Origin of the sequence: Nonomuraea sp. B1E8 (assembly GCF_039871515.1) — a bacterium.
Classification (GTDB): domain Bacteria; phylum Actinomycetota; class Actinomycetes; order Streptosporangiales; family Streptosporangiaceae; genus Nonomuraea.
Genome location: NZ_JBDPLS010000001.1, coordinates 106,954 through 120,752 on the forward strand (window position 1 = coordinate 106,954; position 13,799 = coordinate 120,752).

At 70.2% G+C, this 13,799-nt stretch carries 13 protein-coding genes; 1 reads left to right on the forward strand and 12 read right to left on the reverse strand.

Translation table 11 applies throughout. The features are described from left to right. Positions 1-118: 118 nt before the first annotated feature. The 12 genes from ABGA98_RS00515 to ABGA98_RS00570 all read right to left on the reverse strand — a co-directional run bounded on the left by ABGA98_RS00515 (position 119) and on the right by ABGA98_RS00570 (position 12,616). Positions 119-823, reverse strand: coding sequence for an IclR family transcriptional regulator (locus tag ABGA98_RS00515; protein WP_347616154.1), 705 nt, complete (start codon positions 821-823; stop codon positions 119-121). An 85-nt stretch (positions 824-908) separates the two neighbouring features. Then, entirely contained in the window at positions 909-2,420 is a 1,512-nt protein-coding gene (locus ABGA98_RS00520; RefSeq protein WP_347616155.1) for an FAD-binding protein, read from the reverse strand. An 11-nt stretch (positions 2,421-2,431) separates the two neighbouring features. Next, positions 2,432-3,301, reverse strand: coding sequence for an amidohydrolase family protein (locus ABGA98_RS00525; protein ID WP_347617681.1), 870 nt, complete (start codon positions 3,299-3,301; stop codon positions 2,432-2,434). Continuing rightward, entirely contained in the window at positions 3,301-3,723 is a 423-nt protein-coding gene (locus tag ABGA98_RS00530; protein WP_347616156.1) for a MaoC/PaaZ C-terminal domain-containing protein, read from the reverse strand. Before ABGA98_RS00530 ends, ABGA98_RS00525 begins: the two co-directional genes overlap by 1 nt. Next, a complete protein-coding gene (locus ABGA98_RS00535) occupies positions 3,720-4,160 on the reverse strand; it encodes a MaoC family dehydratase N-terminal domain-containing protein (RefSeq protein ID WP_347616157.1) in 441 nt (146 codons plus the stop codon). The genes ABGA98_RS00530 and ABGA98_RS00535 overlap by 4 nt, the downstream gene beginning before the upstream one ends. Then, a complete protein-coding gene (locus ABGA98_RS00540) occupies positions 4,157-5,791 on the reverse strand; it encodes an AMP-binding protein (RefSeq protein ID WP_347616158.1) in 1,635 nt (544 codons plus the stop codon). The genes ABGA98_RS00535 and ABGA98_RS00540 overlap by 4 nt, the downstream gene beginning before the upstream one ends. A gap of 16 nt (positions 5,792-5,807) precedes the next feature. Then, positions 5,808-6,980, reverse strand: coding sequence for an acyl-CoA dehydrogenase family protein (locus ABGA98_RS00545; RefSeq protein ID WP_347616159.1), 1,173 nt, complete (start codon positions 6,978-6,980; stop codon positions 5,808-5,810). Positions 6,981-7,002: 22 nt separating this feature from the next. Then, on the reverse strand, positions 7,003-8,202 hold the full coding sequence (locus tag ABGA98_RS00550) for an FAD-dependent oxidoreductase (protein ID WP_347616160.1): 1,200 nt from the start codon (positions 8,200-8,202) through the stop codon (positions 7,003-7,005). After that, positions 8,202-9,320 (reverse strand): alpha/beta hydrolase, encoded by a 1,119-nt coding sequence (locus tag ABGA98_RS00555; RefSeq protein WP_347616161.1) that lies wholly within the window; start codon positions 9,318-9,320, stop codon positions 8,202-8,204. Before ABGA98_RS00555 ends, ABGA98_RS00550 begins: the two co-directional genes overlap by 1 nt. Positions 9,321-9,406: 86 nt before the next feature. Further along, positions 9,407-9,907, reverse strand: coding sequence for a VOC family protein (locus ABGA98_RS00560; protein ID WP_347616162.1), 501 nt, complete (start codon positions 9,905-9,907; stop codon positions 9,407-9,409). Positions 9,908-10,000: 93 nt separating this feature from the next. Beyond that, positions 10,001-11,086: an alcohol dehydrogenase catalytic domain-containing protein gene (locus tag ABGA98_RS00565; RefSeq protein ID WP_347616163.1), complete on the reverse strand. Its 1,086-nt coding sequence runs from the start codon at positions 11,084-11,086 to the stop codon at positions 10,001-10,003. Positions 11,087-11,113: 27 nt separating this feature from the next. Further along, positions 11,114-12,616: an aldehyde dehydrogenase family protein gene (locus ABGA98_RS00570; protein ID WP_347616164.1), complete on the reverse strand. Its 1,503-nt coding sequence runs from the start codon at positions 12,614-12,616 to the stop codon at positions 11,114-11,116. 146 nt (positions 12,617-12,762) lie between these two features. Here ABGA98_RS00570 and ABGA98_RS00575 point away from each other — a divergent pair, with 146 nt between their 5' ends. Beyond that, complete coding sequence (locus ABGA98_RS00575; RefSeq protein ID WP_347616165.1) at positions 12,763-13,782, forward strand: aldo/keto reductase; 1,020 nt, start codon at positions 12,763-12,765, stop codon at positions 13,780-13,782. Positions 13,783-13,799 lie beyond the last annotated feature (17 nt).

Here is a 13,799-nt window from a genome sequence, read left to right on the forward strand (position 1 = left end):
TCAGTCATTTGATGGAGAGAGTCCGGTCGTTCAGAATCGCCATTGCGCCAATTAAGTCGCCGTTCTTCAGTGTCTCCGGACTCGTCCGCGGGCCGCCCCGCGGATCCGGCTCGGACCGCTACACGCGGGCGGTGATCTGCTCCGCGGTGGCGAGCAGGCGTTTGGCGGTGCGCTCGACGTCCAGGTCGACCATCGACACTATGCCGAGACTCGCCTCCAGCGACTGCCCGTCACGGTCGTAGAGGGGCACCGCTATGCCGACCGCGCCCGGTGTCAGGTTTCCGCGTGACACCGCATATCCGCGCTCCCGCGCCTCGACCACCCCGGCCGGGTCGTCGGTCTCGGGCGGTCTGGCCAGCATGATGGCCAGACCGCTGGCCCCCTGGTCGAGCGGATGGCGGGCGCCGCTGCGCTGGGACAGGTGGAAGACCGCGTCGGACGGCTCGACCACCGCCAGCACCACGGCGTCGGCGCCCTCCGACACGACGCACTGCGTGGTGACGCCGAGCTCCTCGGCCAGCGTCCGCAGGTAGGGGACGACCGCGCGCCGCAGCTGCGGGTTGGCCTGTCTGGCCAGCTGGATCACGCCCAGCCCGAGCCGGTAGCGGCCCGAGCTGCCCTCGGCGGCGAGGCGGTGGTTGCGGAGCGTGGTGAGCAGCCGATAGACCGCCTGGCGGTGCATGCCCAACGACGTGGCCAGCTCCGCGACGGTCATGTCACGGTCTTCCACGGCGAGCAGCTCCAACAGTTTCAGACCCCGATCCAAGGTCTGGGACCCGCTGCCCTGACTCCCGCTGTCGCCGGCGCGATCACCAGTGCTCACGTCAAGCCATCCCTACCGCTGTCGGTTTTCACAACGCGCATTATGCCGATATTGATCAGGCCTGATTTTACTCGTCGCATGAGGGTCAACATCCGACAGTCCGGTCTGCTGCGGCATTACGCCCAGCAATCCGGCCGAAGGCGAGACATTCGGCGATACTGCCGCCACCCGTCGGATAAAGCAGGCCGTGCAATGATCCTAGCTCACCGGCGGAGTACAGATTGTCTATCCAACCTCCGCGAATCGAGGCCACCCGCGCTTTCGCGTCACGGCGCGGCCCGCCGACGGTATGCGAGCCGCCCGGCCATAGCGGAACCGCGAAATAGCGATCACCGCTGATCGGCGTGAGCGTGCCGGGGTCGCGGCCGAAGTCGGCGTCGACGCCCGCCGCGCAGTGCTCGTTGTAGCGGGAGACCGTCCGCTCCAGCGCGTCCGGGTCGAGCCCGCAGGCGCGGGCCAGCTCGGGGATCGACTCGGCTGACTGGATCCAGCCGCGCCGCAGTTCGGCCACGTTGTCCGCGCTCCAGGTGTAGTCCTGGACCGGTCCGGCGGGGCCCGAGTAGGTGGGGACCAGCGTCGCCCGCTCGAAACGGGCCTGATCGAATATCCACCACGTCGGAATCCGGGGGTAAGTGAGCTGGTCGGGGTCCATCGCCAAAAGCGCCAGATGGGCGGCGTGCTGCTTGCCCGGCTCGCGGATGAATCGCCGGCCCGACCCGTCGACGAAGATCGAACCGGGTGCCGTCACACCCTCGGCCGGCCCGAACCGGCCCGATCCCCACAGGTCGACGGCCGTTCCCCCGGTGTATCCGGCATCGGGGAATCTCGCCACGAAATGACCTGGCCAGACATTCATGTGCCACAGCTCCGCGCCGATATCGGCCGCCATGGTGATGCCGTCCCCGGTGTTGTGCTCGGTGCCGTAGAAATGCACCGGAGTGACCGGCAGGTAGTGCTTTTTGAGCCGTTCGCTGGCCTCGTAGCCGCCGACCGCCAGCACGACGCCGCGACGCACGCCGATCCGCTGGGCTCCGCCCGCGCCTTCGGTCTCCACCCCGACGACCGCGCCGCGGTCGTCGGTGAGCAGCCTCTTGGCCGCCGTGGCGTACCGGACCTCGATCCCGCGCTCGGCCACCAGGCTCCGCAGGAAGCCGTGCATCGGGCAGCCGGTGTAGCCGTCGGGGCCGCTCGTGGGCTGCGCCTTGTAGACCCTGATCGACTCGTGACCGGGCAGAGAGGGGTGCTCGCCACGGATGTTCAGCTTCTGGTACGTGCCGCCGTGCGCGTCGAGCCAGGCCGGGTTGGCCGCCGTCTCCTCTGCCCAGGTGCGGATCAGGCCGGGATCGATCAGGGGCAGCTCGCCGTTGACCGCGTACATCGCGGACAGGTACTCCACCGCGCCGTCCACGTCCTCCGGCACGAGGAAGAAGCCGGCGGCGTAGCGGCTGTTGGGCCGGTGGTCGTCGGCCCGCTGCTTCTCGATGACGAGCACCTCGGCGCCCTCGTCGTGCGCGGTCACCGCGGCGACCGCACCCGCGTCGCCCAGACCGAGCACGGCCACGTCGACGGTCCTGTCGAAGGGACCGGTGCAATGCATCGCGACCTCCCCTAACCGAGCCCGAACAGTCTGGCCGCGTTCTCCTTGAGGATCTTCGGGCGGATCTCGTCCCGGATGGCGATCTTGGCGAAGTCGGCCAGCCAGCGCTCCGGGGTGATCATCGGGAAGTCCGAGCCGAAGAGAACCTTGTCCTTGAGCAGCGTGTTCGCGTACTGCACCAGCTGTGGCGGGAAGTACTTCGGCGACCACCCGGACAGGTCGATGTACACCTTCGGCTTGTGCATGGCGACCGACAGCGCCTCGTCCTGCCAGGGGAACGACGGGTGCGCGAGGATGATCTGCAGGTCGGGGAAGTCGACGGCCACGTCGTCGATGTGCATCGGGTTGGAGTACTTCAACCGCAGCCCGCCGCCGCCCGGGGTGCCCGCGCCCGCGCCGGTCTGGCCGGTGTGGAAGAGCGCGGTCAGCCCGTGCTCGGCGATGACCTCGTAGAGCGGATAGGCCATCCGGTCGTTCGGGAAGAAGCCCTGCGAGGTGGGATGGAACTTGAAGCCGCGGACGCCGTACTCCTCGATCAGCCGCCGCGCCGCCCGCACGCCCGCCGCGCCGCGATGCGGATCGATGCTCGCGAACGGGATGAGCACGTCGCTGTGGAGTGCCGCCTGCTCGGCGATCTCCTCGTTGCCGGGAGACTGCTCCTTGCCGCTGACGTGCATGGAGTCGACGCCGAAGACGATCGCCGCCATGTTCCGCTCGCGGTAGTACTCGGCGATCATGGGCACGGTGAACGTCCGGACCGCACCGGCCTTGAAGTAGTCGGCCATCGCCGAGAACCTGTCGTCACCGGACCCCGGAGTGTCGTGGACGGAGATCTGCACGTGGGTGTGCACGTCGATCGCGTCGAGCGCGGTGATGTCCATCACGCCGTCTCTCCCTGGCCGGCGACGATCGCGGTGGCGCTGCCGGACAGCACTTCCACGCCCGCCGCGTTCACCGCCGAGATGGTGAGCTCGGCGCGCCGCTGCCCGTCGACCGTGTCCACCGAGGTGACGGTCGCCGTCGCGGTGATGGTGTCGCCGGGCCAGACGGGCGCCTTGAACCGGGCCCGGTAACGCCGGATGTTCTCGTGCCCGAACCAGTCGGTCAGCACGCGGCCGGCCAGGCCCATGGTGAGCATCCCATGGGCCATGACGGTCGGGTGGCCGGCGATCCGGGTGGCGAACGGCTCGTCGGTGTGCAGTGGGTTGAAGTCTCCGCCGGCGCCGGCGTACATCACGATCTGCGTGCGTTTGAGGTCCGTCACGACGACCTGACGTACTTCCTGGTCGGTTGTCACGGTCATCGGCCTGCCTCCGGGGTGTCGTCGTCGGTCTTGGGGGTGACCGTGACCGAGACCGTGGTCGAGCGGGCGACCAGCTCTTCGCCGGCGTCGAAGAAGTCGACGTGCCGCTCGGCGAAGTTGAGGACGCCGCGCCCGCCGGTCTTGCTCCACGTCCGGCCCTCGCGCCTGCGGGCCGTCAGCGTCTCGCCGACCCGGATCGGGCGGAAGTACTCGAACTCCTGCTCGGCGTGCAGGCCGCCGCCTCCGCCGGATGACACGCCGGGGCCGGCCCCGGAGCCGTTCCAGGGCGCGCCGGGGCGCATCCGCAGCCCCCAGTCCGGGTCGAACTGGGCGAAGGCGATCGGGAAGGTGGGCGGGAGCACGTCGGCGTCCTCGCCCAGGGCGCGGGCGAAGGCCCGCACGTGGCCCTGCTCGATCGGGAACGGTATGCCGGTCACGACGCTGTCTCCTCTGCTTGCAGGTAGCGGGTGGCCACATCACGGGCCGACGCGCGGTTGATCTTGCCTGCCGGGCTCCGGGGGAGCGAGTCGACCCGGACGATCCGGCGCGGGCGCTTGTATCCGGCGAGCCGCCCGGCCACGAGGCCGCTCAGCTCCTTGTCCTCGATGTCGGCGAGCGCGCTCGCCGGGGCGACGACGGCCACCACGATCTGGCCCCAGCGCGGGTCCGGGACGCCGACGATGACCGCGTCGGTGATCTTCGGGTGGGTCAGCAGCGCCTCTTCGACCTCCTCCGGGAAGACCTTCTCGCCCCCGGTGTTGATCACGCCGTCCCCCCGGCCGAGCAGGATCAGCTTCCCGTCCGCGTCCAGCGAGGCGAGGTCCCCCGGCACCGAGTAGCGGACGCCGTCGATGACCCGCCAGACCCTGGCCGTCCGCTCCGGGTCCTTGAGGTACCCGACCGGCTGCGGTCCGGCGCTGGCCAGGATGCCGATCTGACCGGTGCCCGGCTTGATGTCCTGATCGTTCTCGTCGAGGATCCGGGCCACGGGGGCCAACGTGAACCGCCCGTCCGCCAGGTCGGCCTCCGAGCGCGCCACGGCCATCCCGAACGGGCCGCCTTCTGAGGCGGAGATGTTGTCGATCAGGGTCAGGTCGTTGCCGTGCCGCAGCAGCCGGCGCTTGACGTCGGCACTCCAGATGACGCCGGAGCTGGTCATGGTACGCAGGCTGCTGATGTCGTACGGCTTCCCGGAGCTCTCGGCGGCGGCCAGGGAGTCCACCAGGGGGCGGCCGAACGCGTCGCCGACGATGACCATGTCGGTGACCGCGTGCTGCTGGACGGTCTGCCACACCTCGTCCGCGTTGAGGGACTTGGAGGTGCAGAAGCAGATCGTGCCACCGCCGTACAGGCTGCGCAGCGTCTGCAGCAGGCCGGTGCCGTGGATGAGCGGCGACATCGGCAGCACGGTGGGGGCGAGGCCCCTTTCGTGCAGCTCGCGGACCCGCGCCCGCACGTCGCTCGGCGTCTCCGGCGCCGGGAGACCGTGCTGGCGGAAGACCGAGGCGATGATGCCCAGCAGCCCGTCACGGTCCCAGATGACGCCCTTCGGCCGGCCGGTCGTGCCGCCGGTGAGCAGGATGATGCCGTGCGGCGAGTCGGTGTCGATCTCCTCGTGGACCGGACCGTGCTCGGCCGCCCACTCGAAGGACACCGCCGGTGCGAGCGGCTCGGCGGCCGATCCGGCTTCCACGAACAGGCCCAGCTTGGGGAGGTCGCCGTCTATCTGCTGAACCTGGGCGGCCAGGCTGGTGTCATAGACGAAAGCGGCCGCATCGGTGTAGTCGAGCACGTAGTGCAGCTCTGGGGCGAGATAGCGGTAATTGATGTTGACCGGCTGCGCGCCCAGCTTGAACACGGCGTACATGATCTCCAGGTACGCGAACGAGTTGTACAGGGAGATCGCGACGGTCGAGCCGGGGCCGACCCCGCGCTCCGCCAGCACCCCGGCGAGCCGCGAAGAGCGGGCGTGCAATTCGGCGTAGCCGACGGACCGGTCACCCTGGATCACCGCGGGCCGGTCGCCCACCACTTCGGCCGCGGCGCGCAGGGCCGTGGCAACGCTCATTGTGCGATCGGTGGAGTCAGGCAAGGTGGCCTCCGATTCGGGTATGGCCGCGCAACAGGTCGCGCGAAAGGATGAGCCGCTGCACCTCATCGGTGCCTTCGAAGATGCGCATCGCGCGGACGGCGCGATACCAGCCTTCGAGGGGAAGCTCCTTGGTGTAGCCCATCCCGCCGTGGATCTGGAGTGCCCGATCCACGACCCGGCCAACCATCGCGGTGCAGAAGAGCTTCGCCATGGCCGACGCGTGTCTGGCGTCGGCCCCCCGGTCAACGTCCCAGGCGGCCCGGAGGGCCAGCCAGCGGGCCGCTTCGAGCTCGGTCTCGGAGTCGGCGATCATCCATTGGATCGCCTGGTTCTGGCCTATCTTGCGGCCGAATGTCTCGCGCAGGCCGGCGTAGTCCACCGCCATCCGCAGACAGCGCTCGGCGATGCCGACACACTGCGCGGAGATCACGTAGCGGCCCTTGCCGACCCACCGCATGGCCAGCTGGAACCCGCCGCCGACCTCGCCGAGGACCTTGCCGGCCGGCACCCGTACGTCGTCGAAGGACAGCGACGCGGGCTGGTGCCAGCTGCCCATCGTGCTGATCGGCGAGGAGGTCCAGCCGGCCTCCCGGTCGACGAGAAACGCGGTCGCGCCGTGGCGGGCGCCCTTGTCCCTGTCGGTGAGCGCGATGACGATCGCGTAGTCGGCCTCGTGGCCGTTGCTGATGAAGGTCTTCTCGCCGTTGATCAGCCAGTCGTCGCCGTCCCGCCGCGCGTAGGTGCTGATCGCCCCGGCGTCGGACCCCGCGCCCGGCTCGGTCAGCGCGAAACAGCCGAGGCGCTCGCCCTCGATCGTCGGCTTCAGGTACTCCTCCTGCTGGGCCGCGTCCGCGCCGTACAGGATGTTGTCGGCCTCCCCGCCGAAGCGGAAGGGCACACAGGTCTTCGCCAGCTCGGCGTGGATCAGCGATTGGGTGACCGCCGGAAGCGCCATCCCGCCGTACTCCTCGGGCGTGCTGAGCCCCCAGAAGCCGAACTGGCGCGCCTTGGCGCGCAGCCGGCGCTCCTCGTCCCGGGGCAGCCGCGCGCCGCCGTCGCGCACCAGCCGGAGGAAGTCCTCCTCCAGCGGGAGGAGCTCCTTGGTGACGAAGGCGCGCACGGTGCCGCGGATGTCCCGCTGCTCGTCCGTCAGCTCGAAGTCCATCGGCTCTCCTTCGGTACGCCGGTCATCCGGCCCGCGGCGGCAGGTCGTGGGCGCGCACGTTGGAGATCATCGCGGCGTCCATCATCCAGTCGTGCGCCCGCAGCGGATCGGCCACGATCTCCGACATCTGAAGCTGGAACTTGCGCCGCTCCGACTCGTCCTGCTCCGCCATGGCGGTGGTCGTGCGGTGCGTGAGCTCCTGCACCGCCTCGACGGCGGCCTTGCGCCTGCGGTGCGCCCAGGCGTCCAGCACGTCGGTGCCGGCCTCGCCGCGGAGCACCGCGCTGAGCTGGATGGACAGGTCGAAGGCGTCGTGAATGCCGCCGTTGAGGCCCATGCCGCCCATCGGGCTGTTGACATGCGCCGCGTCGCCGAGCAGCAGCACCCGGTCCTTGCGGAAGGTGTCGGCCACCCGCTGGTGCACGGAGTAGATCTTCCGTTCGCGCAGCGGCAACTCGGGATGGTCGCCGAAGACGCCCCGCAGCCGGTCCGCGACGTACTGGTCGGAGAGGGCCTCATCGGTGGTGACGTGCGGCGGCACCGAGACGACGATCCGCCAGACGTCCGGCACCCGGAGGATCAGCAGGTGTTCCACCGGGTCGGCGATGTAGTTGACGTCACAGATGCCCGGCAGCAGCGTCTCCACCGGATAGTCGATGCTCAGCACCAGGTAGCGGTGCTCGTAGGTGAGCCCCTCGAACGAGCTCCCGAGCGCCTTGCGGATGGTGCTGCGCGCGCCGTCGGCGGCGAGCACCCAGCGGGCCGCGACCCGCTCTCCCGAGGCGGTGGTCAGCACCGCGCCGTCCTCGTCCTGGCTCACGTCCACCACACCCGTGGCCAGCCGTACGTCGACCGGGGCGGGGCATTCGTTGATCGCGTCCTTGATGATTTGAGTGTATTTGTACTGTTCGAGCTGCAATCTGAAGGGATAGGCGGTCTCGTCGGCGAGCATGCCGAAGTCGAACTCCGCGATCAGACCGTCGCGGCGATCGTGCACCTGGTACTTCCGCGCGACGATGCCGGCCTCCAGCATCGTGGAGACGACGCCGAGGTCGCGGGCGATCTCCATCGTCGGCGGGTGGAAGGTCGAGGCCCGCCACTCGGTGCTCAGCCGGTCGGCCTCCTCGAAGACGGTGACGGACGCGCCGCGCCTGGCCAGGGCGAGGGCCGCAGTGAGCCCGACCGGGCCGGCGCCGACCACGGCCACGTCGAGGATGCCCATCACTTGCTCCACTCGGCGATGTGGTCGCACATGACCCTGGCCAGATCGGGGCGGCCCTGGAAGTAGTGGTCCGCGCCCTTGATCTCGACCAGCTCACGCCTGTCGTGCGCGACGGCCTCGTACATGGTGCGGGCGTGGCTGGGGAAGGCGGCGCAGTCGGCTGATCCGTAGACGACCATGACCGGCGCCTGCACCTCTGGGAGAGCGACGTAGGCGTTGGCCCGGCTGTGGTCGTAGCTCCACTGGCTCAGCCAGGAGCGCAGGCTCGTGAGGTGGCCCAGCGAGGCCGGCTGGAAGTTGGCCGCCCAGGGGCTGCCCCACAGGGTGCCGGCCTGCCGGTCGGACGGGTCGAGGGCCAGGTCCAGGAAGCGCGGGTCGGCGGCCGTGCCGTGCACGACGAAGGGGAGGTCGTCGGGGGCCACCTTCTCCCCCGCCGCCGGCTCACGGACGTACCCGCGCAGCGCTTCTATCTGCTCGGTCGCCCAGGCGGTGATCCGGCGGTTGCGGTCGATCTGGGCGAGGCGGTAACGCTCGACGAACTCCTCTCCGTAGGCCGGGCCGTTGGCGGGATCGAACATGTCGAGCGAGGCGTCCCGGTCGAAGGGCCGCCGCTCGTCGGTGATGGCCGGGTCGAGCCCCTCGGTGTAGACGACCGCACGGCCGGGGTGCGCCATGGCCATGACGATCTTGTCAGCCGGGATGAGCCCGGCCCCGGCCAGGTCGACGGGGTCGCCGGCCGGGGTGTGGGTGATGGTGGGGTTCTCCGCCTGCGCCTGGTAGAGCGCGGCGAGCCCGCCACCGCCGGAGTTTCCGACCAGGACGACCCGCTGGTAGCCCAGCTCGCGAAGGTGGCGGATCGCCGCGCCGATGTCCAGGAGGCAGTTCTCCATGATGAGCGCGGAGTCGTTGCCCACGTAACGGGTGGCGAGCCCGACCGCGGCCACCCCGCGGGCGGCGAGCTCTTCCAGGGCGTAGTGACCGATGAAGTTGGACGCTGGGTGCACGATCAGCACGGCGGTCGACGGCTTCCGCAGATCGTTCTTCCAGAGGGTGGCCCAGATCTTCCCGCTCATCCGGGCGACGCCGGAGTTGATGTCCAGGCGTCCGCCAGGCGTCATCGGTATGGGGAGTAGGTCGCGGGACAGCACGGGGCGGCTCCTGATCAGCGCGGATGGGGCAGAGGTGGGATCGGCGGGGCCGTGCGCTATCCGCGCGCGGTCCACTTCCGCAGCGTCTCGGCGCCCGCGCGCGCGTCGGCGTCGTCGAGAGGGCGGGTCTGGAACGTCAGCTCGATCCGGACACCGTTCGGGTCGAAGAGGTACAGCGACTCCCAGACCCCGTCATGGTCGACGATGCCCACCGTCTCCACGCCCTTGGCCGCGAAGTGCGCCTTCCACTCGTCGAGCTCCTCCATGGAGTCGACGTTGAACGCGATGTGCCGCACCCAGGAGGGCACCGAGTCGGGGCCGGGGTTGGGCATGTCGTCGACCTCGAAGAAGGCGATGGCGCTGCCGTCGCCGAGCCCGAAGAAGGTGTGCAGGTAGGGCGTGCGGGCTCCGTTGGAAGGCACCTCGTCCAGCTGGATCGCGGTGAGCAGCTCGCACTTGAGTACCTCGGTGTAGAAGTCGTGCGTGGCTTGGGAGTCCCACGTCGGATAGGCGATGTGGTTGAGCGAGCGCGGTGCGCGGAGATCGGCTGTCGCCATCATCTGATCCTCAGTGTGTGTCAATTATCGGACAAGTAGTCCGGAATTTGAATTGATTGTCCGGCTGTGGATGTCAACTTGTCAACTACGACCTCAGGGAACGACCACGCTGCGCAGCGCTTCTCCTGCCAGCAGCCGGTCGTAACCCTCCTGCGCGCCGGTGAGAGCGAACGTCCCCGAGACGTACTCGTCCAGCGGCAGCCGGCCCCCCAGATAGAGGTTCGCGAGCAGCGGCAGGTCCCGCGCCGCGACGCAGTCTCCCCAGATGGAGACCCTGATCGACCCTCCGGTCAGGAACAGCCGGCGCAGCGGCACCTCGGCCACGTCCCCCTGCTTGGGGGCGCCGACGATCACCAGCCGCGAGCCGGGGGCCCGCAGGCCGTCGGCCGTCGCGAAGGTGGCGGGCCCGCCGACCGCGTCCAGGACGACGTCCGCGCCCAGGCCGCCGGTCAACTCGCGGACGCGTTCGCCCGGGTCCTCCTGGGACGCGTCGATGAGGCGGGTGGCGCCGAACCGTTCGGCGACGGCGAGTTTGCCGGGATTGGTGTCGATCGCGATGATCGTCCGCGCCCGCACGTACGCGGCCCCGGCGATGGCCGCGATCCCCACGCCACCGCAGCCGATGACCACCACGTCGTCGGCCGGCCCGGTCTCCGCGGTGTTGACGGCCGCGCCGAAGCCGCTGGGCACGCCGCAGCCGAGCAGCGCGGCGATGGGCGGCGGCACCCTCGGATCGATCGCGATCGCCTGCCGGGCGGGGACGACGACCCGTTCGGCCAGGCCGCCGACGCCGAGCACCGGAGTCGCGGCGGCGCCGTCGCCGAGGGTGACCTTCGGCCGGCGCGGCAGCTTCGACGCGCACGCCTCCGGCCGTCCCGAACGGCAGTGCCTGCAGTCCCGGCAGGCCACCATCGGCGCGACGACGACGCTCTCGCCCGGCGCGATGCCCGTCGCGTCCGGCCCCAGGGCCTCGACGACGCCGGCCACCTCATGGCCGACCAGGTAGGGGAAGTCCGTTCCTGACGTGCCGTGCATGAAGTGCACGTCGCTGTGGCACAGCCCGCAGGCGGTCACCCTGATCAGCACCTCGTCGCCGGTCAGGTCCCGCAGCGGGATGTCCTCGAAGCCCAGTGGCCCGTGCGCCTCTCGGACGACGGCGCCTCGGTAGTGCTCGGACATGGATCACTCCTAGGATCGGGCTGAAGGTCAGTACCAGCGGGGCGCGTCGGCCGCGGCGATGTCCACAATCACCGTCTTGAGCTCCGTGTAGGCCTCGTGCCCCACCCGGCCGAGCTCGCGGCCGACGCCTGACAGGCCGACGCCGCCGATGGGGGCGTCCAGCGCCAGCGCCCCATACGAGTTGATCCAGAAATAGCCCGATCGCACCGCTCTGGCGGTCGTCAGCGCCCGGTCCAGTTCACGGGTCCAGCAGCCGCCGACCAGGCCGAAGGGCGAGTCGTTGGCGAGCGCGACGGCCTCCTCCGCGCCGCTGAACCGCTGGACCGTGAGCACCGGCCCGAAAACCTCGTCGTACACGATGGCGGGCACGCGCGGCAGCCCGGAGGGGATCTCCAGTACGGTCGGCGCGACGAACGCGCCGGCGGGATGGACGCCGGGCGGCCGATCACCGCCCGCCAGGACGCGCGCTCCCTGCCCCACCGCCGTGTCGATCATCGCGCGGACCCTGGCGGCCTCGCCGGCCGAGATCAGCGCGCCCAGCTGGGTGTTCGCCGCGAACGGGTCGCCGACCCTGATCGAGCGCGCCACGCCGGCGACCCGCTCGACGAACGCGTCCGCGATCGACTCCTCGACCAGGAGCCGGGAGCCGGAGAAACATCGCTGCCCGGCGTTGCGGAAGATGCCGCCGACCGTGGCGTGCAGGGCGGCGTCCAGGTTCGCGTCGGCGTAGACGATGTTCGCGGACTTGCCGCCGAGCTCCAGCAGCACGCGTTTCATCCCGTCCGCCGCCGAGCCCATCACCTGCCGGCCGACCGCGGTGCTGCCGGTGAACGACACCATGCTCACCCCGGGATGCTCGACCAGCCGGCGGCCGACCTCTCCCGCGCCCTGGAGCACCTGGACGAGGCCGCCGGGGAGTCCGGCAGCCGTGAGGATCTCGGCGAACACGGGCGCCGCCAGCGGGCTGAGCTCAGGAGCCTTGATCACGATCGCGTTGCCCGCCGCCAGCGCCGGGCCGGCCTTCTGCGCCGCGAACATGAACGTGGTGTTGAACGGGATGACCGCCGCCACCACCCCCACCGGCTCCCGGAAGGTCATCCGCAGCGTGGAGCCGTCCGCCGGCAGGGTGCCGCCTTCGAGGGTGGCGGCCCACCCCGCCGCAGCACGTAGGTGGGCCGCCGCCACGAAGACGTCGCCACGCGCCTCCGCCAGCGTCTTGCCGTTGTCCAGCGCGACCAGGTGGACGAGCCGTGCCGCTTGCGCCTCGATCAGGTCGGCGGCCGTGCGCAGGATCCGCGCGCGTTCGTGCGGGGAGGTGCGCGCCCAGGCAGGCTGAGCCGCGACCGCGCCCGCGACAACTTCGTCGACGAACCCGGCCGTGGCCGCCTCGACCTGCGCGATCAGCGAGCCGTCACCCGGATGACAGGTCGGGAAGACCGCCCCGCCGCCACCGCGCAGCGCCCCTCCGGCGAAGCTGTGCGCCGCCGGCAACTCCGCGACGGCGATGTGCTCGGACAGGTTTGTGCTCATCGAGGAGTCTCCTTGGGCAGATCTGTGCCGTGGCCCAGGTACACATGCGGCCAGAACCGTGACTGCCTGCCGGACCAGCGCTCTTTACCTCGTCTGCACCGGAACGCTACCATCAAAATTCAAATATAGGACTCATCGTCCGATAAATGGAATTCGGAGATCTCATGGAGTTCACTCATCTCGGTCGCAGCGGTCTGACCGTCAGCCGTCTGGTGCTCGGCACGGACAACTTCGGCACCCAGACCACCGAGGAGGACGCGTTCCAGATCATGGATCACGCCCACGAGCTGGGGATCAACCTGATCGACACGTCCGACGTGTACGGCTGGCAGTTCGGCGAAGGACTGACCGAGCAGATCATCGGCCGGTGGCTGTCCACCGGCGGGGGCCGCCGCGAACGCACGGTGCTCAGCACCAAGCTGTACGGCCGCATGTCCGCCTGGCCGAACGACGCCGGCCTGTCCGCGCTGCACATCAGGCGTGCCTGCGAGGCGTCGCTACGGCGGCTGAACACGGACCACATCGACATCTACCAGATGCACCACATCGACCGATCGACCCCGTGGGAGGAGATCTGGGAGGCGATGGACGTCCTCAAGACCCAGGGCAAGATCGTCTATGTCGGGTCCTCGAACCACCCCGGCTGGCACATCGCCGCCGGGCAGGAGGCCGCCGCCCGGCGCGGTCACCCGGGCCTGGTCAGCGAGCAGACCATCTACAACCTGCTCGAACGCACCGCCGAGCTGGAGGTCCTGCCCGCCTGCGCGCACTACGGCGTCGGCATGATGCCGTGGTCGCCGCTCGACGCCGGCCTGCTCGGCGGGATCCTGCGCAAGGAGCGCGAGAACCGGATGGGCGCCCCGCTGCCCGGCGCCAACGTGGCCACCCACCGAGGCAAGCGACTGATCAAACTGGACCGGCACCGCGCCGCCGTCCAGGCCTTCGAGGACCTGTGCGACGAGCTCGGCGAGAGCCCCGCCGACGTCGCGATGGCCTGGCTGCTGGGCCGCCCCGGCGTGACCGCGCCGATCATCGGGCCGCGCACCCTGGCCCAGCTCCACGCCGCCACCCACGCCTTCGAGGTGACCCTGGACGACAAGACGCTCGACCGCCTCGACGCCATCTTCCCCGGCCCGGGCCCCGCGCCGGAGGCCTACTCCTGGTAGGCCCCCCCGGCCCGGGA

Coding starts and splice junctions, on each gene's coding strand:
- ABGA98_RS00575 (WP_347616165.1), top strand. CDS start 12,763: ATGGAATTCGGAGATCTCATGGAGTTCACTCATCTCGGTCGCAGCGGT.
- ABGA98_RS00540 (WP_347616158.1), bottom strand. CDS start 5,791: ATGAGCGTTGCCACGGCCCTGCGCGCCGCGGCCGAAGTGGTGGGCGAC.
- ABGA98_RS00550 (WP_347616160.1), bottom strand. CDS start 8,202: ATGGGCATCCTCGACGTGGCCGTGGTCGGCGCCGGCCCGGTCGGGCTC.
- ABGA98_RS00525 (WP_347617681.1), bottom strand. CDS start 3,301: ATGGACATCACCGCGCTCGACGCGATCGACGTGCACACCCACGTGCAG.
- ABGA98_RS00520 (WP_347616155.1), bottom strand. CDS start 2,420: ATGCATTGCACCGGTCCCTTCGACAGGACCGTCGACGTGGCCGTGCTC.
- ABGA98_RS00545 (WP_347616159.1), bottom strand. CDS start 6,980: ATGGACTTCGAGCTGACGGACGAGCAGCGGGACATCCGCGGCACCGTG.
- ABGA98_RS00555 (WP_347616161.1), bottom strand. CDS start 9,320: ATGACGCCTGGCGGACGCCTGGACATCAACTCCGGCGTCGCCCGGATG.
- ABGA98_RS00565 (WP_347616163.1), bottom strand. CDS start 11,086: ATGTCCGAGCACTACCGAGGCGCCGTCGTCCGAGAGGCGCACGGGCCA.
- ABGA98_RS00570 (WP_347616164.1), bottom strand. CDS start 12,616: ATGAGCACAAACCTGTCCGAGCACATCGCCGTCGCGGAGTTGCCGGCG.
- ABGA98_RS00560 (WP_347616162.1), bottom strand. CDS start 9,907: ATGGCGACAGCCGATCTCCGCGCACCGCGCTCGCTCAACCACATCGCC.
- ABGA98_RS00530 (WP_347616156.1), bottom strand. CDS start 3,723: ATGACCGTGACAACCGACCAGGAAGTACGTCAGGTCGTCGTGACGGAC.